Raw genomic sequence first — 25,290 nt, forward strand, 5'->3', positions numbered from 1 at the left:
TGGCTACGTCAACAGCCTAGCTTATAACAGCTAGAGTATTACAGGATACAACGATGACTTTGTTCAATAAAACACTACTAGCCGTTACCATTACACTGACTTTAGCCGCTTGCGGTAGTGATAGTGATGAGACGCCAGAAACAACACCGACTCCACCACCACAACTACAGCCGTTACCACCTGAAGAGGTCAGCCTTGAAATCGGTAACAGCATTATTACAGCAACAAAAGAATCTCACGTAATCACTTCAATTGACGGCGAAGAGTCTTTAGCCAGCATTGAAAGCTTTAAAGGCATTACTTATGCAACAGCAGAACGATTTGTTCACAGCGGCGTAAGCGACATGACAACTGAAGTTAATGCCACAGAGTTTGGTTTTGCGTGTCCGCAACTTAAAACCACTCACGAATTACAGTCTGAAGATTGTTTAAATCTTAACATCTGGCGACCAGCTGATGTTGAAGAAAACGCTTCATTACCAGTCTATGTATTTATTCATGGTGGCGATTTCGAGTCAGGTGCAGGTTCTGAACCGCTTATTCATGGCGATACCGTTGTCGCTCAAGGTACTGCTGAAGGTAACCCATTTATTGCCATTACCCTTAACTATCGTTTAGGCATGTTAGGCAGCCATTGGCTGAAAGATTCGCAGGGCGGCAACTATGGCCTTGGCGACCAAAAAACAGCCCTTAAGTGGATTAACCAAAACATCGCAGAATTCGGCGGTGATATTGAAAATATCACCTTAATGGGTCAAGGCGCTGGCGCTATGTCTGTCGGTATTTTACAGCAAACTGACACCGAAGAGCCGATGTCAGGTGAGTACTTCACTCGCGCGATTATGCAAAGTAATCCAGCAGGTTTCGATTATCGTAGTTACGACCAAGCAGAAGATTTTGCCGATAAAATAGCAGATTATCAGGCCGAAATGCCTGAGCTTGACCAAGTTGATTTAAAAGATTTGCCACTTGATCAATTGTTAGAAGTACAAAGAAAAGCATCATCAGCGCTTTCGCGCATTGGCGACTGGACTGGATTATCTTGTGTTGACTTAGACAACTTAGTTGGCAGTGGTGTTTGTTTAACCAGTAAGGTTTCAAATGAAACGACGCCATTAGCAAACTTAATGCCTTTCGCGCCTTACATTGAATATAAAAAACCGATTTTTGGTTCAACCATTAAAGGTTATCACTTAAGAACTCAGCCAGCACTTGATCACTTCACTGTGCCAACGGTTGTGGGGTCAAACACTGACGAAGCTAGCAGCACCGCTATGCTGCCAAGCTTAACGTTTTTAATTCCAACCATTATTAACTTAATGACTGAAGATGACCAAGATTTAATCGAGCAAGGCAATGTTAACCAAAACATGATTGAGTGGCTTGCAGACAAAAATAACATGGCATTAGTAGAGCAAGAAATTGCCCAACTAACTGCTGATGATATTAAAGCGCAAGTCGAGCTTGGCGATATTTTACCAAGTTCTGCATACGAGGCGATTACCAAGTTTTACTTTGGTTTAGGTAATGGTGACACCACGAATGGCTTATTAAGCTTAACTGATTTTTACCCAAACAAAGAAGGTGAAGTGTCAGGCGCGTTAGCCAACATGAAGCAGTTTAAAATGATGTTGAATGACGTGTTATTTGCAGGACCTGCACGTAAACAGGCTCGCGACAGCCAAGAGGATAATGTAGAAGCGACCTTTTACCAATTTGGTTATCACGCAAGCTTTAACGTATGGACTTACAATACCGATGGACAAGAAGGCGCTGTGGATATTGGCGATGTACTTAAGACTGTAAGCTGTATTAGCGGCGCTTGTAACGCATCAGAACTGCCATTTGTGTTTAACAAACCGTTAAAACTGGATGGTTCTTCAGTAAAAGTAAGCACTAAAGACCAAGCATTGATGGATAGAATGTCTCGTCTATGGTTCAGCGATGAACTATTTAGCGACTACCAATACAACAGTGACAGTGTTCTTGTGTTTGATGAAGATGGCGTTGAAACCTTCACCCAAGATTGGGATAGCAAACAACCAGGCGTCGACCCAGAATTACGCGACGGTCGCCTTCAAGGACTAGAAAACCTAAATCTAATATTAGGTTACATGTAAGCATTAACCAGGTGTCTACCACAACACACTAATGACATGTTAATAAGGCCAGTTCGCTGGCCTTTTCTATGACTTTTTCTTGCTAAGGTAAAATATTTTCAATGACATTATTCAAACTTAACCAGCACAATTCCATTTGGGCTTTGCTATGTGGCATCTTGCTGTTAAGCGGCTGCGCTACCCCGAACCCAAGCGTACCAGACGATTTTGAGGCCAACTTTCAAAAGCGTGATTATCAAGCTAAAGCTTATATCATCCCTAGAGCCAATGAAGCATTTGCACACCGTATTGAGTTAGTCAGGCAAGCCAAAAGTAGCATCGACATGACCTACTTTTCATGGAATGGCGATACCTTAGGACTAAGCCTGCTAAATGAAATTAGCAAGGCTGCCGATCGCGGCGTCAAAGTTAGGTTAACCTTAGATGACTTATTAGTGTTTAATGACAAATGGTTAGCTGATATTGATAAACACCCTAATGTACAAATCAGAATATTTAACCCTTTTAATTCGCGCAAAATGGGTTGGGCTGGACGCGCTTTTGATTTTCAAATTCATCAGCAGAAGCTAGATAATCGCCTGCACGAAAAATACTTTAACATTGACCATCAGCAGATGATTTTAGGTGGTAGAAATATCGGTGACGAATATTTCGGTTACAGTAAAGCGGCCAACTTTTACGACCTAGATGTTTTATTTTCAGGTGACGTCATCGCGCCTTTCGCGGTCAATTACGAGCGTCAGTGGCACAGTGAACACTTAGTGCCCATTGCCGAACTAATTCAAGTTAAAAAAGACATTAACGATACCCGCTATTTTACAAAAGCCTTCAATAAGGCAACAAAAAAGCATGCTGAAATTATTGCCGATATTGAGCACACCATCAACACAATGCCAGCAGCGCAGTGGATTGATGTCACCGTTTCCCCAGTGTTTGATTCGCTAAAGAAAATGGAAAACCGTTTACCTTACTTTAGACAACGTGCTGAAATTGCAATCCAGGATGAATTGGCTAATGCCAAAGAGGCGGTTATTTCAACCCCATATATTGTGCCAACCGACGGTGATTTTTCGGTGATATCAAAGCTTACAAAGCAAGGTGCAAAAGTACAGCTAGTCACAAACTCATCGGCATCGAACGACTCGTTATTTATACCAGCCTACTACGAAGAACACCGTAAAACCTTACTGGATATGGGCGTCGATATTTTCGAATATAAAGACACGGCTAAAAATGATGACCACTTTTATCATGGCGATACTTATTACCATAATAAAACCATCATTTTAGATAGCCGCGTGTCTTATGTCGGGTCGTCTAACTTTGATCCGCGCTCAGACTTTATCAATGTGGAGTTTGGGTTATTTGTTCACAGTGCAGCCTTTGCTGAGAAATTGCATCATTACCTATTTGCCCAGCAATCATCTCTGTATTGGCAAGTGAGTAAAAACGCTGAAGGCGAGATTGAATGGCAGTCGCAACAAGAAGTACTAAAGTCAAACCCAAACTATGGTAGTTGGCATAAGCTACCGGATTGGGTATTCAAGAAAATGGATGGTGAGTCGGAGCTTTAATAGACGACAAAACGGGGTCCTTAGTTACCCACTAAGGACCCTTTATTATTGATGTGATTATCAATCTTTTGCTTACGACCCATTAACCTCAGTCAAACTCACACGCTTGGTTAGCTTGAATGGTTTCCGATGCGATTTGCCCCAATAGCTGTTGTGTCGACTCCTCAACTGCGATATCAGCTATATACGGCAACAAATCTGCAGACTGGCCAGTTATCACTTCATAAAACACCAAAGCAGTCAATAAGTTGCCCATCAGCGAGGCATGATTTCCATCTGTACTGTGTAACTTAAAACTTGGAACCGTCATTAAGGTCTTATTCCAAGCTAATCCCACAGGGGCAACACAGGCTTTTTGCACTGCTGCAATACTTTGATGCAGTGAGTGTACTTGCCGCCCTTCATCTGGTCTGCCTTTTTGTGGGTGTTCAGGAAATAGAATCGGCGTAATTGCCGATTCTTTCGCTGTTGCTATCCATGTTCTTGCAGCAATGGTTGGATAAGATACAGTCCCTGATTGCGAGTACTTTTGAGCTTGTAAAATAATATGACTCCATGACTTTGAAGCCAAAATATCTAACCTGCGCTGCTGACTAACTGGATTATCTAAATACCCACCAGCCGCATTCACTGCAGTAACTTGTACGTTGCTATTACCTGCCAAAATCAGTTTAGTTATCAAGCTTGCCTGAGCAGAGACATGACTATTGCCAAACAGTAACACTTGATAATGTTGAACATCTCTATTATCTGGAATTGCTAGATTACTAGCAGTATTTGTCTCTGTTATTGTTGGTGGGGGAGTTTCTTGCGCAGGCTCACTCATTACAGAGTCACTTCCACAAGCTGATAATAGTCCCGTTGTAAAAATCACAGTGGCGAAACGGATAACATATCTTAAAAACATAATGACTCCTTTGAGTGGCCTGATTAATGTTTGGATTAGTTAAAAATCGGCGTGTAAATTTGCTTTAGTGCTGCCGCATCATATACCGCCTCATGAGGTACATTATTCAATTCTGAAAAACGCACAGGCTTAATACACCCTTGCCATAACTTCGTCTCAGTGCCATTACTCAAGGCGCTCACTGCAGGATGTGCCGTTATTTCAGTTGTCTCGTCACAACCATTGATTTGACGCCAATGGGCTAAGGTGCCATCCACTGATTGGATTTCGCCCTCGACTCTACCATTCATAGGGACATCGGTATCTCTAGGGCTATGTAAATGATGTATGGTCACTGGTGTAGAAGTTGTGCACTGTTCAAAGTCTCCGCGAAACTGGCCAGCAAGTGATACGACTGCAGAAATTTGCTCTGGGATCTCACAGGCCAATTTATACCCCATAAATCCACCAGCAGAATAACCAAACACATACACTTTATCGCTAGTAATATTATTTTCTGCTTTCAAGCGCGTGATAAGATTCACTATAAAATCTGTATCTACAGCGCCTCCTCTTTCTGTATTTAAACTATCCCAGCCCCAAAACTCATTACTGCCCTGCGGGCTAGCTGACAGTAATTGCTGTTCTTCGGTAATGGTTTTCGCATCAAAAATCCCAGACACTTTTTGGGGTGTTCCTGGCGCACCATGTAAGAATAATGCGATACCTTTTATCTCTTCATCAGGGGTGTAAATAATCACGTCACGCTCATCAAGCCTTAAGCAGCTAGAACCCTCTAAAGGCGCTTTACTTGCACATTTAGGCGTTTCATCTGTAACCTTTGGGGCATCAACTGATTCGTTGCTATTATTTCCGCTACATCCCATGAGCAGCCCAGTTAATACCGTACAAGCTGCTAAGTTTTTATACTGTCGACTTGGCTTGTTTATCAGTTGAAAATTAATCCTTACTTGCTTTGTGCTTTTTTTCATATCATTCCCTTTAACATTTTTAAGTGCTTTGCTTTCGTTCACATAGTGTGTAGCGACCTTGCTTTCAAGCAATAAAGAGGTAAGAATGGTTTGATAATGGAATAATAATGATTAATAAAATCATAAGGATATAAATGCGATTTGCCTTTGGCGATATCATTGTTGACGTTGAGCAAGTCAAAATAACCAAAAAAGGCGAGCACCTGGAATGCGAACCTAGGGTATTTGAACTGTTATTATTTTTTTGTCAGCGCCCTTTAGAAGCCATTTCTAGAGAAGAATTAGTCAACACTGTTTGGCAAGGCAGAATAGTCAGTGATGCTGCAGTCAATCGCGCTATCGGCGAGTTAAGAAAGCTCATTGAAGATACCCCCTCGTCACCACAATGGATTAAAACCGTCAGTAAAGTTGGATATCGATTTACTGTCAGCCCAACTCAGGAAGATGCAGAAACAAACAGTGGAAACACAACTGATTCATTCGCTGAAAATTCGTCTCTGCTATTAGATAATAATGGTCATAAAGAATCTCAAACAGAGACTCAAGCAATTGCTATTAATCCAAAAAGAAAAAATATAGCCGTCCTACTTTTAATTAGTATTTCGTTCCTTACTTTAACCTTAGTTGCTCTTTGGGGCACTTTTCCAATCGTTAAACAAAGTAAACCTTTGGCAAAGCATCAACTGCAAGTGATACAACGTAAACCACTAACGTCCATTACTGGCAGTGCTTTTAATCCTGCTTATCATCAAGCTAACCAGCAATTAGTGTACTTATATCGAGCAAGCAGTGATGACTATGCTCAAGTTCATCTACAAATAAACAATGGCGCCCGTTCAGCGCTAACCCAAGATAGTTTTTATTATACTGATGTCGTATTTGGCAGTGGCAATCTTGTTTATGCATCGCGATTAAATAACTTACAAGAGCGTCATTGTGAAATTGTTCAAATAGATACTATAAGTCAGCAAGTGACCTCACTTTTCAAGTGCGGCATAAATGTAGTGACACAACTCGCCTTCGATAGCCATAAACAACGATTATTGTATCAATCTCGCCCGAGTATCTCTGAGCCATACAGCATCCATGCCTGGCAAATTGATACAGGCAGAAAACAGCAAATCACTCACCCCAAACAATTCGGTAATAACCTTGGCGATTACACCTTTTCACTCTCTAGCGATAATCGATATCTTTCGGTGATTGAATATGATGCTGACAACAAGGACACGATGAAACTGATTGACCTTGACGATAATCAGTTGCTGCAAACCCATCCATTTATTGATGATGTTTTTGGTTTAATGTGGCGCTCAGATACTGAATTACTGGCCAGTAATAGTGATGGCTTATTTATATTTGACATAACTAAGCAGCAGTTAACGCCAATAGAGCATAGCGATCAATTTGCTAGATTAGCAGCAGGGAAAAATGATCAAACGATACTCACTGAGCGCAGTCAAATTAGAATGAACATCGTCAGTTATCCTATTACGGTTGAGGCCACTAGTGTTGAAGAGGCTAGTGTTGAAGAAGCTAGAGCTGATAGCGCCAGTCTCAATAATACTGTTGTTAAAACAGATACCGTCACTCCACTAACAGCAAGTTCAGGTATCAATCAAACACCAGTATTAGGTAATCAAAGCAATATTATGGCTTTTATTTCTGATCGAAATGGTGAAAGAAATATCTATATTAAAGATGGTAAAAGTACGCTCATACAAACAGCCTTCAAAGGTGAGATAAAGCACATCAGTGCAATGGCTTGGACACATAACGATAAGTATTTGATTGCGAGTATTAACAGTCAACTGTTTCGCTACTCAATAAACGATCAACGCTGGCAAGCAATAGCTGAAAGCTTTGCTCAAGTACATCATGTTGCCGCAAGTGAAAATGCCATCTTATTTAGCGCAGAAATAGACAACAAGTGGAATATTTGGCAATTACCAATTGATGCACAAGGTAATATTAACCAAGGCACAGCCTCACAGTTGACAACAAAAGGCGGTTATAGCGTTCAAGCAAATAACCAAACTGTCTACTTTAGCAAATTCAATCACCCTGGATTATTCCAATTAAACTTAAATGTAAGTACTGAGAACTTAAATGATGAAGTGGCAGAGAAGGTACTGATTGATGATTTCCCTATTGCAGCTTGGCGACATTGGCAGCTAAAGGGAGACTATATATATTACCTACTTGGCAAAGAGTATCTGTCATTAAATTTAACCAACAACGAAATAAAGCCTCTGCATCATTTTTCAGGCAGAGCACCCAGTGGCTGTAATTTAGCCGTTCAGCGCAACTTTTTGGCCTGCGATAGAATTGAATTGAGTCAAAGCAATATATGGCAATTAACGCTATCACATTAAACAAAATGCCCTCTTCTGAGGGCGTTTTGTCAATGAGTAGCTTTCGTTAGTCAGGTTATTATTGTAATGATTTTTTAATCTGAGCCGTATCTCTTTTTGACAGCTTAATATACATAATCAATGACAAGAAGATCACCACGCCACCCGCTAGCTTTTGCATTTCTACGCTTTCACCTAACATCAAGATACTCAACATTAAGGTCCAAATCGGCTCTAAAACCATAATCAGCGCGGCGGTTTCCATGTTCACAGAATACTGACCTATTGTCTGTAATAAGTAACGCAGCGATGTCGCAAACACTGTAGATAACACAAACCATATCGCCAAGTTACTGCTGACTTCAAACGGTGCTTGCTGCGTGAACGCAACATAAATACCGCCGACTAAACCTACCATAAACAGCTGTAAGCAGATTGAATCTAACGGTTTAATACGATTGCTGATCTTCTTATTTAATACAAAATGAACTGACAATAACGCTGAAGCGAATAAAAAGAACCATTGAGATTCATCCACTTGCCAGCCATTGGTTAATGTCATGAGCATCATCCCAGCAATACTCATGGGTAAGGCATACCAAAAAGCTTTGTTAGGCTTAATCTTAAATAAAATCCAGGCTGTCATCGGTGCAATGATCATGGCTAGGCTCATGATGAATGCCCCTTCCGACAAGCTTTGGGTCACTGACACCGCATGTACCCATACCAATAGTGCCAGACCTAGAAAGATCCCCACGCCACAAGCAAGCAGAATTTGTTTCGCCCGCAAACGCCATAAGCTTTTATAGCAAAATGGCAGTAACACTAGACTTGCTAGCATGAAGCGACTGGCAATAAAGGTCTCGCCTGGCATATCCATTACCACGACTTTCGAGGCTATCCAGCCAAGTGCAGCCAACAAAGTGGCGATGAATAAAAACAAGGCTCCGCGCATGTATGGCCTCTAAAGTGGAATTGATGAATATGAAAAGAAGTGACGCTGTTATAAACGATTATCGATAAAGTCACGAACATCGTTGTTGTAAACTGTGAAATCAACGAGATTTATCACGGTGGATTTAAATAATTAAAATACCAAAAAAATAGCAACCAAGCGTTAGCGAGGTTGCTATTAATCTCTATTCTAGTAGATCGCAGCGGATTCAACTAGCCAATCTTTTTAGCCATGAGCTAGTTTACTGCTCACTGTACTCTGGGTAATCAGTTAAGCCTTTTTCATCTCCGCCGAATAAGGTAGCTGGATCATGGGCAACTAACGGGTAACCATTTTTGATGCGGTTCGGTAGGTCAGGGTTTGATACAAACGGACGACCAAAACCAATCATGTCAGCTAAGCCATCGTTAATCGCTTGTCCGCCCTTTGCTGCGTCATACTTACCTGCGTAAATTAACACGCCTTTGTAAGCTTCACGTACGGCTTGTCTGAATTCAAGTGGGGTTTCAGGCGCATCATCCCAATCTACTTCTGCGATGTGTAAATAAACAATGTTATGGCCATTAAGCATTGCTGCAGCAGCGGTATAGGTTTCAACAGGCGTTGCATCAACAGTGCCGTTAAGTGAGGTAAATGGCGCTAAACGCACACCCACTTTATCAGCGCCAATTGCATCAACCATCGCCGTGACGACTTCACTTAAAAAGCGTAGACGGTTTTCGATTGAGCCACCATATTCATCAGTGCGATCGTTCGCTTCTGAATCAATGAACTGATTGATCAAATAACCATTTGCCGCATGTAACTCGATTCCATCAAAGCCTGCTTCAATGGCATTTAATGCAGCCTGACGATACTCCCCAATCACTTGTTCGATATCAGCTTTGGTCATTGCACGTGGCTCAACCACATCCACAAAACCCGGTGCATTGCTGCCGTCATCAATGAATACTTTTACATTTTCAGCTTTCATCGCTGATGATGAAATTGGCTGTTCACCGCCAATGTTTGCTGGATGGGTAACGCGACCTACGTGCCAAAGCTGAGCAAAGACAACTCCACCATTAGCATGCACGGCTTCAGTGGTTTTCTTCCAACCCGCAATTTGCTCAGGCGAGTAAATGCCTGGTGTCCAAGCATAGCCTTGACCCATTGCTGAAATTTGGGTGCCCTCAGCCACAATTAGACCTGCTTGTGCGCGCTGACCATAGTACTCAGCCATCATATCGTTTGCAGAGTTACCAGGCTGTGTTGCACGAGAGCGTGTCATTGGTGGCATAACAATACGGTTTTTTAGGGCGTGTTCACCTAATTGAATAGTTTGAAATAATGCATCTTTCATGGTCTTTCCTTATAACGAAAATGGGAAATCAATCGGCAATATGCCAAGGAAAATTTAATCTAATTGAATCAGTTCAATCTGGTAGTTATCTGGATCGGTAATAAAAGCAATGTGAGTTTCGCCGCCTTTAACAGGGCCTGGCTCGCGAGTGATGTTTCCGCCTAATGCTTTAATCTTGTCACACGCCGCATAAATATCGTCAACACCTAAGGCTAAATGACCAAAAGCGTTACCCATTTCATATTCATTGGTATCCCAATTATGGGTCAATTCGATAGTCGTGCCGCCTTGCTCATAACCAACAAACACTAAGGTATAGCGATAATCAGTATTTTCATGACGCTCTAACACCTTCATACCCAATACATGAGTGTAAAATTCTATTGATGTATCAAGATCAGCAACTCTGATCATCGTGTGTAGAAATTTCATAAAATACCCTTAAGTATGTGCAAATAAATGTGCTGCTATCTCTAGCGAATAAAGCTATTTTACGACTTAGTATTATAAAAATATAATCATTAAAAATTCTTAAAATCATAATTTTTTGTTATACAAACTAAGTATTCCCCATTTTATTGCCAGAACCACAGGTTAATTTGCAATCAAAACCATAAGTGACTCAGTTAAATTCAGATACTCGGTCAGCAGATTTTTAAGTAAACGATGTGAGGATATATTCGACCAGAACTGCTTTAGATAGCGTTTAAAAGCATCAGAGAGAAAAACTTGTATTAAATTAGGGTATTTAAAAGAAGGTAAGAAGTGGTCAGTACCGCCAATCTAAAAGACACTCATTAGAAGTCGATACTGACGAAAGGATAATTAAGCGTAAGAATTAAAATAAGCCACTTGCACAGGATTTTTAAGCGCTTTAGGGCGAATATTTTGCACTTCAGCAATCACCTTATCGGCTGGTATGCCATGTGCCAACATGATTAAACCGATCACTAAACCTGTACGCCCAGTGCCGCCTTTACAGTGAACGGCAATGGTGCCCTTTTGTGAGACTAGCTCAAGTATTTCATCTTTGTGCGTTTGCCACGCTGCTTCAAATACTTCATTAGGCGCTGCATCATCCAATATAGGTAATTGAATCCAGCGAATATCATTCTCAGCGCAGACATTCGGTAAAGACTCAGCATTATTAGCCACCATTTCTTTATCAAACATTAACGTCAGCAGCATATCAGTACCAGCTTGCTTTAAGGTAGCAACTGAATCAGTTAATGAGGCCTCTTTAGTACCAGGACAAGGGGTAAAAATCAGTTGTGCGCCATTGTCTAAGGTTAAGGCGTCAAATGGGTGTGAAGACATAAACATATTCCTAAATGATGAAGGGCAAACGAATGGGCCTATTATAATCCAAAGCTCGCATCAGTATTATGACAAAAGCCGATTTCATATTTTTACAAACACTGATACATGTTCAACCACTTATAATGCAGCAAATAAAAAAGCGAACCTTGAGGTTCGCTTTTATCGTTAATACATTGGCTGAATGTAGATTACTTCGCAGCCAACTTACGCGCTTGATGCAGCTTTTTATAGCTTTCAATCAGACGCAAATGTGGCTCAATCCCTTCAAGGTTCATGCTGGTTTTAGTTAAACCATAAAAACGCACGCTACCGTTTACACTGCCGACAACATTTTCCATCACTTCTTCCCCGAACATACGGTTAAAGCTATGTAGGTAATGCTCAAGCTCAAGGTCTTCTTCTAGTTCAATTTCAAGTACGGCGTTTACCGCTTGATAGAACAAGCCACGTTCAACCGTGTTATCGTTAAACTGTAAGAAGTCACCGACCAATTCGCTGGCTTCTTCATGAGCACCCAATGCTAGGTAAATAAGGATTTTCAGCTCCATAATAGTCAGCTGTCCCCACACGGTATTTTCATCAAATACAATGCCAATCATGGTGCGAATGTCAGTGTAGTTATCTTGCTGACTTTCATCTAAACGATTCACTAAATCCACCAGCTCTTCATCCGATAATGAGTGCAGGTTTAAAATATCTTCGCGGTAATCCAACGCTTTATTGGTGTTATCCCAGATTAAATCTTCTACTGGGTACACTTCAGAAAAATCAGGTACTAACATACGACATGCTGATGCGCCTAATTGATCAAATTCAGCGGTATACACTTCTTTGCCTAACGCTTCTAAAATGCCAAACAAGCCGTTGGCTTCTTCCTCTGAGGTGCCAGAGAAATCCCACTCGCAAAATTCGTAGTCGTGATTACTGCTAAAGAAACGCCATGAAATAACACCCGTTGAATCAATAAAGTGCTCAACAAAGTTTTCTGGTTCACTAACAGCCATGCTGTTAAACGTAGGCTTAGGGACATCGTTTAACCCTTCAAAACTGCGACCTTGTAGTAATTCAGTAAGGCTTCGTTCTAATGCGACTTCAAAGCTTGGATGCGCGCCGAATGAAGCAAATACACCGCCAGTTTTCGGGTTCATTAAGGTGACACACATTACTGGGAATTCACCACCCAGTGAGGCATCTTTAACAACAACTGGGAAGCCTTGATCTTCTAAGCCTTTAATACCCGCAAGAATACTTGGGTATTTCTCAAGCACTGACATTGGCACATCTGGCAGGACTATTTCTTGCTCAATGATTTGACGCTTAACTGCGCGTTCAAAGATTTCTGATAAACACTGAACTTGGGCTTCTTGCAGGTTATTACCCGCGCTCATGCCGTTACTTAAGAATAGGTTTTCAATTAAGTTTGACGGGAAATACACCGTTTCGCCATCAGAGTGACGAGTATAAGGGATCGTGCAGATACCACGCTCAATATTACCTGAGTTAGTATCAATCAAATGCGAGCCATGTAGCTCTTCATCTGGGTTGTAGATATCTAGCGTGTACTCATCCAAAATCCCCTTAGGCAGCGCATCATCTTCTTCAAGCTCAAACCACTTTTCATTTGGGTAATGTACGAATTCGCTATTAGCGATCTCATTGCCAAAGAACTGATCGTTATAGAAAAAGTTACAATTTAAGCGTTCAATAAATTCGCCTAACGCTGAACATAATGCACTTTCTTTGGTTGCGCCTTTACCATTGGTGAAACACATTGGTGATGCAGCATCACGGATATGTAATGACCACACGTTTGGCACTATGTTACGCCAAGATGAGATTTCAATTTTCATCCCAAGGTCGGCTAGCATGCCTGTCATGTTTTTAATGGTTTCTTCTAGGGGTAAATCTTTACCTAGAATGAAGGTGCTTTCATCACCGTCAGGTTGACCCATTAGCATTGCATTGGCATCTGCATCGAGGTTTTCAACGGTTTCAACTTTAAATTCTGGACTGGTTTGTACAACTTTCTTCACTGTACAACGATCAATTGAGCGTAAGATCCCGGTGCGATCTTTTTCAGAAATATCATCAGGCAGTTCAACCTGAATTTGAAAGATCTGGTTATAACGATCTTCAGGGTCGACAATATTATTTTGCGACAAGCGAATATTGTCAGTAGAAATATCACGCGCCTTACAATACACCTTGATAAAGTACGCCGCACACAGCGCAGATGATGCAAGGAAATAATCAAACGGACTTGGCGCAGTGCCATCACCTTTATAGCGAATAGGCTGATCGGCCGTGACCGTAAAATCGTCAAACTTGGCTTCAAGCCTTAAGTTATCGAGAAAGTTAACTTTGATTTCCATTGAATACACCCACAACTGACTAGCAAAATATAGTTAAAACAGCGCTAACGATCGCGCTTATCTATCGAATTAGGGTGAATTATCGGTGTTTTTAGCGCATTAGTCTTGGGTTAATTAAAATAAAAACCCAACAAAGGAAAATATTGACCTTCTTAGATACTATTTAGCTTAGGGTCTGTTGATCTTTCAAGGTTGTTTTTGCAGCGAGTTGTTGGCTGTTTATACAAGGCAGAGACTTTGTAGTGTAGTTATTCTACATAATAAGTCGATAACGCAGTAAAAATGGCCAACAAACGCTGCCCAAAGGGTTCGACTAAAAGCGTTTTACTCTTTGTTGGATGAATTTTGCTTAGATGACTAGGCATCAACTCATCCGTCTCGATTAAAACGCTTTTATTTCGAACAAAACTTAACCAGCAAAGATCAACAGGCCCTAAGCATTAACCCAATAATTAATTTGAGTAACGCACTAAAAAAATAAAAATCCCTCCCCCCTCTTTGCTGGCATCAACTTTTGTTGATTGCCAGTTTTTTTATGACTAATTTACACTAGCTTTATTAGCTATATCTAAACTTACCCTTGAAAATCATACTTAGTCGCCCAATAACCTATTTAAGCTTATTACTTATTAACGAGGGCATATGTTTGCACTATTGGCTTTGATCATTGTTTCAATTATTGCCATTGGCCTTATTGTGTCCAAGCCAATGCGAACTCAGCGTCATAGAGAAAAAATCACGCTGCAACCATTTCCTAAAGCGTGGCGAAACATACTTAAGCGTCGATTCCCTTATTTCAAAGCGATGCCAACCGATCTTCAACTGCAACTTAAAAAACACATTCAAGTGTTTATTGCAGAAAAGGAATTTGTTGGCTGTGACGGCTTTGAGATTACAGATGAAGTCAAAGTCACCATTGCGGCTCAGGCATGCTTACTACTACTCAATCGTAAAACGAACTTTTACCCAAAACTGAAACAGATTTTAGTATATCCATATGCCTTTATTGTCGAGAAAAGAGGCACTGACTTTGCTGGAGTTGAATCTAATCAACGAAATGTTTTACTCGGTGAATCATGGGGGAATGGGAAAATTATATTATCCTGGAAGAGCACTCTTGATGGTGCCGCAGATCCATTTGATGGTCAAAATGTCGTGATTCATGAATTCGCACATCAACTCGATCAAGAAAATGGCCAAGCGAACGGTGCGCCACCTTTGCGAGACATTACAAATTATTCAACCTGGTCGAAGGTGTTAGGTCAGGAGTTTGAAAACCTACAACACTGTGCAAAACAACAAGTTCCCTCATTGTTTAGCTATTATGGCGCGACTAACCCTGCTGAGTTTTTTGCCGTTATTAGCGAGACCTTCTTTGAAAAACCCCATGAATTTTACCAACGACACAATTTGCTTTATAAAGAGTTAAGCCAATTTTATCAGCTTGACCCCATCAACTGGCACTAGTGCCATACTGAGTTAATTTAGTATAAAAATACAACAAGGAATTTCCATGCATAAAGCGCTTCTTACCTTTCTATTAACCAGCAGTTTATGGCTAATGTCATCACTTCCAGCAGAAGCCAATGACACGATTTCAGTTGAGTCGAGACAGCAAGCCGATACTTTATTAGATAAACTCCATCAAGATGCCAGTAATGCTAATTGGGATAGCTACTTTTCACTTTATGATGAGAAAGCCGTTTTTCTTGGCACCGATGCGACTGAGCGGTGGGATATGAGCCAGTTTGCAGGTTATGCAAGACCCACTGATGGATGGCACTATGAGGTCAAATCTCGCCAGTTATTACAATTTGACAATACCATCGTATTTGATGAGTTACTGCATAGTGCAAGTTACGGTTTATGCCGCGGTACAGGTGCATTGCAACTCACTGAAAATGGTTGGAAGATTGTGCAATACCACTTAAGCATTGCTATCCCTAATGAGAATGCTAAGGCCGTAGCCAAGCTTATAGGAGCAAGATAATAGGAGTAGATTAATAGTTGCTGGTTCATAAGCCCAGAATACTATTTGTGATGATGGCCATGGCATTAACCCGTTGGCCATCAATATTGGCAGTTTTTTTTGTTAATAGCTTTAGTTTATAGCTTTAGTTTATAGCTTTAGTTTATAGCTTTAGTTTATAGCTTTAGTTTATAGCTTTAGTTAATAGCCTTAGTTTATAGCTTGGGCTTATTCTGCACTATAAAACTGCTTAGCAATGATACGTACTATCTCGTTTTTTAACCATTCAGGCCCATAATCATTCATATCGTTGTGTCTGGCTTTTTCAATCGTGACTACAGAAATATTTGCAGCATCTTCATCAGCGCCAGGAAGCACACCTTCATCTGCAGGATAATCACTTGCTCGTATAGATAACACTTCAATATCAGGACTTCTTGGCAGAGCCACTCTGCGATGATCTAACGTAATAATACGAGCAATATATTGCACCTGTTTATTTGTGCTTTTGTTTGCCCCTGCACCATTTAGCTTTGATTTGTTGCTAACAACACCGTAGTCAGCTAACCAAGCTGAAATATCGCCGCCATTAGAGTGACCCACCAGGGTGATTTGATTAAAGTCATAGTTTGCATAATGATGAGCTTCAGCATAAAGCTCATCACCGCTAAAGTACTCGTGAATGAAATCCAAAGTATTTGCGCCGCGCTGCCAATTTTCAGATCGTGTTTCCATAAATGGCTGAATACCTGACAACGAAGGATCTGACGGTAGCTCATGACGAACCGCAATAACTAGCGTGCCATGTTGCTGAAAGAAATGGCTAATGAATTGATAATCAGTATGCAACAATCCATACCCAGAACTTAGAATAACCACAGGGCATGGTTTATCTGGCGTACAAGCGAACTTAGATGAAGGATGATATAACTCAACAGGAATTAATCTATTTCGAGCAGTATCCATAATCTCAAGTGCTTGAGAAGCTTGTGGTGAATTAAGTGTTAATTCAGACGCTGAAGCTGTGAGGCGAAATGAGATAATAAGGCTGCACAATAAGCTGCAGCACATTAGAAAACGGTAAAGAGTCGAACGACGACAAAAGGAATTAAAGCCATTATTTGAAAGCATTTTCATGTTTAAAAGTAATCTCATTTGTAAAACTAAGTTCGTGTGTAAAATCAAGCTCATGTGTAAAACTAAGCTCATGTTTAAGCAGTTTCACAACAGTAATCCTCATCAAAGTAACGACCACTGTAGGTAAAATGCGTAAAACACAAGCCTGTTGATATGTGAGTTTAAGTGAATATTTGTTATTTTACCGTAAGCCCAAAGCAAAGATTGGCCAATTGAGTTAAATGACAAAAGCTATCAAAATCTTGTTGAGTAAGCTGCCTTGCAGAAAATTGTTTGTCCGCATAAAACAAACCAATCGTTTTATCATTAACGACAATGGGCGCAACCACAAAACCATGTTTAAACTGGCTTAAGTCAAAATCTGAACCAATAAAAGCATCCATATCAGCAGGTGCTCTTTCATCAAACTCGTGCAACCACTTCGCCTTTTTACTGTTTATGCTTTGCAAAAATGGATTACTGTCACCTGACATTTCAATTAAAAGTTTTTGCTTGAATTTATCCGCATCATCACCAAAAGCAATCCGTGGTGATAGTTGTTTTCGATTAGGAGACAGTAACATCACTGCGCAGCGATCAACTCCTACACCGTCTAAAACCCCTTCTAAAGTTGTTTGCACAACTTGATTAAAATCGGCTTTGTGAATCGCAAACTCTGTCAGCTCACGTAATTTTTTCAGCTGAAGAACCAAATTAGCTTCTCTAAACTGCTGCAAAGGTTCAGGCTTATCTAATGTCGATATTATTTCTGCTGTATCAGGCAAGTGTTGAACAAGTTCAATGGCACCATAATCTTCAGCTAAACGTATCGTTGCTTCAGCACAGCGACTCAGCCGCGCTTTACATTGCTCTAAACTGATATTTTGAATTTCAGCAGCGGCAGTTAATAATTCATTTAGCTTTTCAGCATTTACATGGGGCTGATTCAAAGCATCTGTAATTTCGTTAGCTAAAAATATACTGCGAATTTCAGGCATTCTTTCATCAGGGTGTGACAAAGATGTGGTGAGCACATCCCCTAAGCCCCAAGCTCTAGCAATGCTTTGCGTTAACTGCGAGAACGAGGTACCAAGTTTTTCCCTGACGATAACTTTCTGCTGCTTGGGCGAGTCACACGCTAATAAAGCTTGATCTAAATGATCAACAAAATCACCGCCAATACTCCAAAAAGCACTTTCCCCGATTCGATATAATAAAGAGGCGATAAACACCTCTTCACGCAAGGCTTCATCATAATCTTTGAGCATCACTCTCGAAATCATTGCCGATTGAAATGAGTGCGCCATCAATTTGATTAAACGCTGATAAACAGATTCGGAAAGGTTATGATTTTCTAAAAGACTCGTTAGCAGTTTTGCGGTAATGCAGATATTACGAATGGTATCAAAGCCAAGCACGACTGCTGCACGGCTAACAGTAGTCACATGGCTAGTACCTTTATTATAAATAGCACTATTGGCAACCCGTAAAATACGCGTGGTTAAGGCATTATCGTGCATAACACTTCGACCAAGAGACGCTAATGAAGACACATCATCCTTAGCAAGTTTCTCTAAGTCTCTAATAGTGGAACATAAAGCAGGCATTTCTTGATCACTAATACGTTTAGTCCAGTAATCGACACCTTTTGTTATGGGTAGTGAGGTTTTCAAGTACAGACTCATCAATTATGACAGTATTTTTACTATAACCTTTTAATAACAATAAACTCATTATTTTTTGCAAAAAAAAACGGCTCCGAAGAGCCGCAACACAAGCGAATGGTTGAAAACTTACTGGGTAGGAAGTTAAAAATCCTCGCATTAAGAACCACTGCTAGCTTTCGCTAATATTCCGAATACTGGATAAAAACCCGATGAAACCTGTAGGTGAGTAACACCGGGGTAAATCAGCTGCAAAGCAGCTAAACTGTTACAAAGTTAATAACGATTAAAACTGTTCTTCTTCAGTAGAGCCTGTTAACGCTGTCACTGATGACTTACCGCCTTGAATACAAGTAGTGACTTGGTCAAAGTAACCAGTACCCACTTCTTGCTGATGCGATACGAATGTGTAGCCTTTTTCAGCTGCTGCAAATTCAACTTCTTGTACTTTTTCAACATAGTGCTTCATACCTTCACCACGTGCATAGTCATAAGCTAAATCGAACATGTTGTACCACATGTTATGAATGCCCGCTAACGTAATGAACTGGTACTTGTAGCCCATGTTCGAAAGTTCTTGTTGGAACTTCGCAATCGTTGCATCGTCCAAGTTCTTCTTCCAGTTAAATGAAGGTGAACAGTTATAAGCGAGTAATTGGTCTGGGTACTGTGCATGAATTGCATCAGCAAATTTCTTTGCTTCTTCAAGACATGGTTTAGCCGTTTCACACCAAATCAAATCAGCATAAGGTGCGTAAGCTAGACCGCGAGAAATAGCTTGGTCTATACCCGCATTAACACGGTAAAAGCCTTCTTCAGTTCGCTCACCAGTAACAAAGTCACGGTCATAAGCATCGCAGTCAGATGTCATTAAATCAGCTGCGTTAGCATCGGTACGTGCAATTACCAGTGTTTCAACACCGCTTACATCAGCCGCTAAACGTGCAGCAACTAACTTTTGAACCGCTTCTTGTGTAGGGACTAATACTTTACCGCCCATGTGACCACATTTTTTAACTGACGCTAACTGATCTTCAAAGTGAACACCCGCAGCACCGGCATCGATCATTGATTTCATTAGCTCAAATGCATTCAGTACGCCACCAAAACCAGCTTCTGCATCAGCAACAATCGGTAAGAAATAATCTGTGTAATTTTCATCACCTGGATTCACTTCTTTGCCCCACTGAATTTGGTCAGCACGACGGAATGAATTATTAATACGTCCCACTACAGCAGGTACTGAGTTTGCAGGGTATAAAGACTGATCTGGGTACATAGTGCCCGCTAAGTTAGCATCAGCTGCTACCTGCCAACCTGAAAGATAAATCGCTTCAATACCCGCTTTAGCTTGTTGTACAGCTTGACCACCTGTTAATGCGCCTAAAGAGTTCACATAACCTTTCTTTGCGCCGCCATTAATTAGGCTCCAAAGTTTTTCAGCACCACGCTGTGCGATGGTATTCTCAGGCACAACCGAACCACGTAACTTGACGACTTCTTCTGCAGTAAACGGACGCTTAACACCTTTCCAACGTGGGTTTTCAGCCCAATCCTTCTTAATCGCATCAATCTGTTCTTGACGAGTTAGTTGCTTATTAGTGTTAGACATAGTGTTACTCCTTCCTGTGTAATTCGTTTTGTTATGCTATTTAATGTCGGTATTCACACCCCAATGTGTCATACCATTTCTATCTATTAAGCTTGTTACAGCTTGTTGAACTCTTTAAAACTAAGCAGTTAGTAGCTCGTAACCTGGTAAAGTTAAGAAATCAACCAGCTCATCTGAAGTGGTAATTTCATCAAATAAACCCGCCGCTTGATTAAACTTACCTTGGTTAAATCTTTCGCTGCCAAGCTCTTGCTCTACTGTGCCAAGCTCTTCGCTGAGCATGCTTTTGAACAATGCTTTTGTGACTAATTTTCCATTTGATAATGATTTTTCGTGTTGAATCCATTGCCAAATAGAAGTACGTGAAATTTCTGCTGTTGCTGCATCTTCCATTAAGCCGTAAATCGGCACACAGCCATTACCTTGGATCCATGCTTCAATGTATTGCAGCGCGATTCGAATATTTAAGCGCATCCCAGCTTCTGTTCGCTCACCAGCACAAGGTGCTAGTAGCTCATCAGCTAAAATGGGTGCATCAACATCACGAGTAATATGTAATTGGTTAGTACCAGTACCTATGTAGTCGTTAAAGATGGTCATTGCAGTATCAGCAAGACCTGGATGTGCAACCCAAGTGCCATCATGACCATTGCGAGCCTCTAGCTCCTTATCGCCTTTAACCTTTTGTAAGATGATTTCATTTTCTTCAGCTGTTTTAGCCGGAATTAATGCCGCCATGCCGCCCATCGCTAATGCGCCACGTTTATGACAAGTCTTAATCAGTAAGCGTGAATAGGCACTTAAGAAAGGCGTATCCATGGTCACAGCTTGTCTATCGGGTAAAACACGATCGGCATGTTTATTAAGTGTTTTGATATAACTAAAGATGTAATCCCAACGTCCACAGTTCAAAGCCACAATATTTGAACGAAGTTCGTAGAGGATTTCGTCCATCTCGAATACCGCAGGCAATGTTTCAATCAAACAAGTACATTTGATGGTGCCAGGCTTTAAACAAAAACGTTCTTCAACAAAAGCGAATACTTTTGCCCACCAGCGAGCCTCAACATGGCTTTCAAGTTTTGGGATATAGAAATAAGGGCCACTACCTTTAGCTAATAACTGGTGGTAGTTGTGATAAAAGTACATTGCGAAATCAAATAATCCACCAGGGATAGCTTCGCCTTTAAATTCAACATGTTTCTCTTTTAAATGCAGACCACGAACGCGGCAAATTAATACAGCTGGATCTTCATCTAAGGTGTAATGCTTACCCGTGTTTTCTGCTGTAAAACTGATATCGCCTCGAACAGCATCACGTAGGTTAATTTGACCTTGAACCACCTTTTCCCAACTAGGTGCTAATGAATCTTCAAAATCTGCCATAAATACTTTCACGTTGGCGTTCAGGGCATTAATAATCATTTTACGATCTACAGGACCGGTAATTTCCACTCTACGGTCAGTGAGATCTTCTGGCATGCCACGAATGCTCCACTCACCATCACGAATAGCGCGAGTTTCTGGCAAAAAATCTGGAAGCTCACCATTATCAATGCGTTGCTGCTTTTGTTTACGCTTACTCAGCAGCTCAGGTACTTCTTCATTAAGCTCTTCACACAGCGCAGCAAGTAAAGAAAGCGCGCCATCATTAAAGATTGTTTCTTGGCCAGGGACCTTTGGACCAATTAACGCAAGTTCTGCGCTTGTTGGTAATTCAGTATCAGCACTTGGCTGCGATTTAGCATATTTAGCCACTAATTGTTCTGCTGTCATATTAAGCCCCTTGAGCATAAGTCAGTTTTAAAAAGAGAGAAGCCTGCACATTAAGCATGACTTTATAGATGAAAGCGGGTTGCGCTCTATTTCTCTATCTCCAAAACAAACCTGCCAAAATTTAACCACCAAATGTTTGTTTCGTACTAAAACCTAACCAGAAACGTTTGCATTTGCAACAGCTTGAAATGACCTAAAAACAATCAAAAACATGAAGATAAATTGGTATTACCAAGCCACACAAACACCCAAGCATATGTTTTAACTAAATTTTTAAATAAAACAAACTTTTAACATAACCTTAATGGTAAATTGTCTTACAACTTAACCAGACGTCACGAAAGGTAATTTAAAAGGTAATATAAAAACATAGTGTAAATTTTAATTTACTTAAATTTTATGTATTTATACCAAAGTAGAATCAAGCTTTTGTTTTGAACTAACCTAAAGGTAAAGCAACCTAAATGATTAAAAACAATGACATAGATAAAGCTCCTTCAAAAGTGGATTCAAACAAGCGTTTTAAGTTGACGTTTACGTTAACGAAATTACAATAGTAGAATAATTACTCTAGAGCTTGACCGATGTTGCCCGATCAACATCACAGAATTTCTTGGTTTCAATGAAAATAAATCGATTTTTTTTATTAAAAAGTAAAAAAACTGTCATTTTTCGATTTTTGAGCTGAAAAACCATCAAAAACACCGCAGTGACTAGAAGGATTAACTGCACGCTTCAACCATATATTCCCCCTCAACTTATGACTTAGGATCATATGAGTCTAATTCAGAGGGCGTATGATTTACTAAAGCGTTAATTGAAGAGTTGATTGAAGTGTTAGTTGAAGACTTAGTGCAGGGGGTAGCAAACATAATGGGAATAATCAGACGTTAATAGCTAGCCTGCATATGGATGAACTATCACAGCTAGTGGTTGTAACCGAGCTTTCATGATCAACAATGAGTAAATTAATGGTCAAATAAATAGTTAAATGAATAGTAAAAGAAACAGCCAAATGATGATTCACAGCTCTTGTTTTGAATGCTTACAACAGCAAGCCCCCAAGCGAAAGCATTGAAAGGCAATACTCTGAATACTTGTGTCTTAGATTGAGTGACTGATTGATCAGGTGTGTGATTGAGTGATTGAGTGAGTGAGTGAGTACGAACCATAGTCCTCTGACAGGCACAAAGCACAAAACTCACAGCTCACAGCTCACAGCTCACAGCTCACAGCTCACAGCTCACAATACTAACCAAAAGAATCAATACACAAGAATCTATACGCAAGAACCAAAAGTCTGGAATCCAGAAATAGGCAGCAACAAGAAAGTATTAAGGTAAGTAATGCAGTAACAGCCAACGCCGCCACAATAAAAACGATAGATAGCAGTGCTATTTATGAATAACTCGCATTAAGAATAGAAAATAATTGAAACAGCTATGGGTTGTTTGGATTTGTTTTGATATGAGAACTAAGCACGACACTGATATTTAAAAAGAGACATGCCTTACTTAAGACTTAACTACTCGATTTCGACCTTCAGATTTCGCTTTATAGAGCGCGTTATCTGCACGATTTAATATAGGGTCTAGGCTTAAGTCATCGTTAATTAAATCACTCACCCCAAAACTACCTGTAATCGTAAATTGATGACCAGAGTAACGAGTATTGATATTAGCAAATGCTGTACACAAGCTTTGCGCGCATTCATATGCAAAATCAATATCAGTGAACGGCATAAAGATCGCAAATTCTTCGCCACCTAAACGGCAAACAATGTCACTGGCACGTTTATGTTCAGTAATCGTATCAGCCACCTTTTTTAACGCCCAGTCACCAGTAGCATGGCCGTAACTATCATTAATTTTTTTAAACCAATCTAAATCAATAACAATGACACTAATACTGCCTTGCTGAGCTTGCACTTGAATAAATTCATTCTCAGCTTTTTCGATGCCTGCGCCTCGATTATATAAACCTGTCAACGCATCTATTTGCGCTTGTTTACGGAATTGATTTCGCTGCATCCAAGCTGCTGACAACATCAAACTCAAAAAAGCCACCGTGCCGACTAATACCGTTGAGAACATAAAAGAAGAGCTTTTTTCGTTATTCAACATACTACGCTGCTTAGCAATCATCTCATGATCTTGTACGAGTTGGTTCAGTTCACGAGTTTTCTCTGCAGAATCGAACTTAACCATTTGGTAGGCATTTTCTTTTACTTTTTTCTCATTGATTATCTGCATATCTAAGGCATGAGCTAGAACCTGATATTGATAAGCTTCTTTATATCTACCTTGTCGATTAGCAAGCATTGATAATATTTCACTTACTTTTCTCTTAGGTAACATATAAATAGAATCATTGGGTAGCGCATTGACCAATTCAGCATAATGGGTAGCGGTTTCGAATTCTTTAATATGATAGTGGACTATCGCTAATAGTGCGTTTGTCCTTGATAGTTCGTAGCTGAAATTGAATCTTTGATAAACATTTAAAGCAGTTTCCAACTGCTCTTTAGCCTTACTATATTCACTCATTTCCAGGTTGATTTCAGCTAACCCTTTTAGAGCCATAGCCCCAACAAGAGAAAACTCGTGAGTTTGACAATAAGCGTATGCTTCGTCAAAAGTGGAGGTAGCTTCTTGGTAGAGTCTCAAATTCAAATTGCTGTAGCCTAGTCCTACAAGCCCATAGCAATGGCTTTTAGGTGACTGTTGTTTATTCAAGTCCAATAGTTTCTCAGAAATTCGTTTACTTTCTTTATATGCATCCATGTCCAGGTATACATTTAAAATACGTAAATATGACTCTAGTTTTAATTCTAGATCTTGGTAGGTTTCTACTCGTTCAAGGTTCTTTCTTAATTCAATAAATGCAGAAGTGTAATTTTTTAGGCCTATATATGAAGTGACCTTATACATATAAGACTGGGTTAATAATATTCTATCTGTTGCCACTTTTTGTACATCATCTAGGCGAATAAGTGCAGTCTCAAAATTGCCTATCATTATTTGTCTTTGGGCATCGATCATCCATAACCTAGCAAGCTGGTCATTATTTAAAATTGAGCTTTTATCATGTAAGGCACTAAAAAGCACCTCCCCTTCATCAGGGGAAGTTTTCATCGTTTTTTCTAATTGCGATAACTCTATATCAATTTGCTGGTCAGTATTGGCAAAAGCAAAAGGACTTAGAAAAAACAAAATCAATAATAAAAATTTCAAGCCAT

At 40.2% G+C, this 25,290-nt stretch carries 17 protein-coding genes and 1 pseudogene; 5 read left to right on the top strand and 13 right to left on the bottom strand.

The annotated features are described in order from the left end of the window. The first annotated feature begins 53 nt into the window (after nucleotides 1-53). Together LMH66_RS11025 and LMH66_RS11030 are read left to right on the top strand one after the other, a co-directional pair. A complete protein-coding gene (locus LMH66_RS11025) occupies nucleotides 54-2,120 on the top strand; it encodes a carboxylesterase family protein (RefSeq protein WP_229370064.1) in 2,067 nt (688 codons plus the stop codon). A 101-nt stretch (nucleotides 2,121-2,221) separates the two neighbouring features. Then, nucleotides 2,222-3,694, top strand: coding sequence for a phospholipase D family protein (locus LMH66_RS11030; protein WP_229370065.1), 1,473 nt, complete (start codon nucleotides 2,222-2,224; stop codon nucleotides 3,692-3,694). A gap of 88 nt (nucleotides 3,695-3,782) precedes the next feature. On the opposite strand, the gene LMH66_RS11035 is transcribed toward LMH66_RS11030, so the two are convergent. Together LMH66_RS11035 and LMH66_RS11040 are read right to left on the bottom strand one after the other, a co-directional pair. Next, nucleotides 3,783-4,601 (bottom strand): hypothetical protein, encoded by an 819-nt coding sequence (locus LMH66_RS11035; RefSeq protein ID WP_229370067.1) that lies wholly within the window; start codon nucleotides 4,599-4,601, stop codon nucleotides 3,783-3,785. A 35-nt stretch (nucleotides 4,602-4,636) separates the two neighbouring features. Then, the gene (locus LMH66_RS11040) at nucleotides 4,637-5,572 is read right to left on the bottom strand and encodes an alpha/beta hydrolase family esterase (protein ID WP_229370070.1); all 936 of its coding nucleotides are present in this window, start codon (nucleotides 5,570-5,572) and stop codon (nucleotides 4,637-4,639) included. Nucleotides 5,573-5,706: 134 nt separating this feature from the next. On the opposite strand from LMH66_RS11040, the gene LMH66_RS11045 reads away from it, so the two are divergent. Continuing rightward, the gene (locus LMH66_RS11045; RefSeq protein ID WP_229370073.1) at nucleotides 5,707-7,947 is read left to right on the top strand and encodes a winged helix-turn-helix domain-containing protein; all 2,241 of its coding nucleotides are present in this window, start codon (nucleotides 5,707-5,709) and stop codon (nucleotides 7,945-7,947) included. Between the two features lie 58 nt (nucleotides 7,948-8,005). Here the strand turns inward: LMH66_RS11045 and LMH66_RS11050 are convergent, their stop codons facing one another. From LMH66_RS11050 to LMH66_RS20570, 6 genes and pseudogenes are all read right to left on the bottom strand, one after another. After that, nucleotides 8,006-8,881: a DMT family transporter gene (locus tag LMH66_RS11050; protein WP_229370075.1), complete on the bottom strand. Its 876-nt coding sequence runs from the start codon at nucleotides 8,879-8,881 to the stop codon at nucleotides 8,006-8,008. A gap of 241 nt (nucleotides 8,882-9,122) precedes the next feature. After that, nucleotides 9,123-10,223 carry an alkene reductase gene (locus LMH66_RS11055; RefSeq protein ID WP_102526531.1) on the bottom strand — a complete coding sequence of 367 codons (1,101 nt, stop codon included), beginning with the start codon at nucleotides 10,221-10,223 and terminating at the stop codon, nucleotides 9,123-9,125. A 54-nt stretch (nucleotides 10,224-10,277) separates the two neighbouring features. Further along, complete coding sequence (gloA, locus tag LMH66_RS11060) at nucleotides 10,278-10,655, bottom strand: lactoylglutathione lyase (protein ID WP_229370077.1); 378 nt, start codon at nucleotides 10,653-10,655, stop codon at nucleotides 10,278-10,280. Between the two features lie 393 nt (nucleotides 10,656-11,048). After that, nucleotides 11,049-11,540, bottom strand: coding sequence for a tyrosine-protein phosphatase (locus LMH66_RS11065; protein WP_229370079.1), 492 nt, complete (start codon nucleotides 11,538-11,540; stop codon nucleotides 11,049-11,051). Nucleotides 11,541-11,731: 191 nt separating this feature from the next. Then, nucleotides 11,732-13,915, bottom strand: a complete 2,184-nt coding sequence (locus LMH66_RS11070) for an OsmC domain/YcaO domain-containing protein (protein ID WP_229370081.1) — start codon at nucleotides 13,913-13,915, stop codon at nucleotides 11,732-11,734. A gap of 152 nt (nucleotides 13,916-14,067) precedes the next feature. After that, nucleotides 14,068-14,280: pseudogene (locus LMH66_RS20570) on the bottom strand (hypothetical protein). Nucleotides 14,281-14,557: 277 nt separating this feature from the next. Here LMH66_RS20570 and LMH66_RS11080 point away from each other — a divergent pair. Both LMH66_RS11080 and LMH66_RS11085 read left to right on the top strand, forming a co-directional pair. Continuing rightward, nucleotides 14,558-15,382 (top strand): M90 family metallopeptidase, encoded by an 825-nt coding sequence (locus tag LMH66_RS11080; RefSeq protein ID WP_229370082.1) that lies wholly within the window; start codon nucleotides 14,558-14,560, stop codon nucleotides 15,380-15,382. 46 nt (nucleotides 15,383-15,428) lie between these two features. Further along, nucleotides 15,429-15,905, top strand: coding sequence for a nuclear transport factor 2 family protein (locus tag LMH66_RS11085; RefSeq protein ID WP_229370084.1), 477 nt, complete (start codon nucleotides 15,429-15,431; stop codon nucleotides 15,903-15,905). Nucleotides 15,906-16,112: 207 nt separating this feature from the next. Here the strand turns inward: LMH66_RS11085 and LMH66_RS11090 are convergent, their stop codons facing one another. The 5 genes from LMH66_RS11090 to LMH66_RS11110 form a co-directional block, all read right to left on the bottom strand. Next, nucleotides 16,113-17,021 carry an alpha/beta hydrolase gene (locus LMH66_RS11090; protein WP_229370085.1) on the bottom strand — a complete coding sequence of 303 codons (909 nt, stop codon included), beginning with the start codon at nucleotides 17,019-17,021 and terminating at the stop codon, nucleotides 16,113-16,115. A 176-nt stretch (nucleotides 17,022-17,197) separates the two neighbouring features. Then, a complete protein-coding gene (locus LMH66_RS11095; RefSeq protein ID WP_420709418.1) occupies nucleotides 17,198-18,673 on the bottom strand; it encodes an HDOD domain-containing protein in 1,476 nt (491 codons plus the stop codon). Between the two features lie 277 nt (nucleotides 18,674-18,950). Continuing rightward, nucleotides 18,951-20,276, bottom strand: a complete 1,326-nt coding sequence (aceA, locus tag LMH66_RS11100; RefSeq protein WP_102528875.1) for an isocitrate lyase — start codon at nucleotides 20,274-20,276, stop codon at nucleotides 18,951-18,953. A gap of 120 nt (nucleotides 20,277-20,396) precedes the next feature. Then, the gene (aceB, locus tag LMH66_RS11105; RefSeq protein ID WP_229370088.1) at nucleotides 20,397-22,052 is read right to left on the bottom strand and encodes a malate synthase A; all 1,656 of its coding nucleotides are present in this window, start codon (nucleotides 22,050-22,052) and stop codon (nucleotides 20,397-20,399) included. Between the two features lie 1,514 nt (nucleotides 22,053-23,566). Next, the gene (locus tag LMH66_RS11110; RefSeq protein ID WP_229370089.1) at nucleotides 23,567-25,285 is read right to left on the bottom strand and encodes a GGDEF domain-containing protein; all 1,719 of its coding nucleotides are present in this window, start codon (nucleotides 25,283-25,285) and stop codon (nucleotides 23,567-23,569) included. Between the last annotated feature and the right edge of the window lie 5 nt (nucleotides 25,286-25,290).

The sequence above is a fragment of the Shewanella sp. 10N.7 genome (assembly GCF_020806285.1).
GTDB lineage: Bacteria > Pseudomonadota > Gammaproteobacteria > Enterobacterales > Shewanellaceae > Shewanella > Shewanella electrodiphila.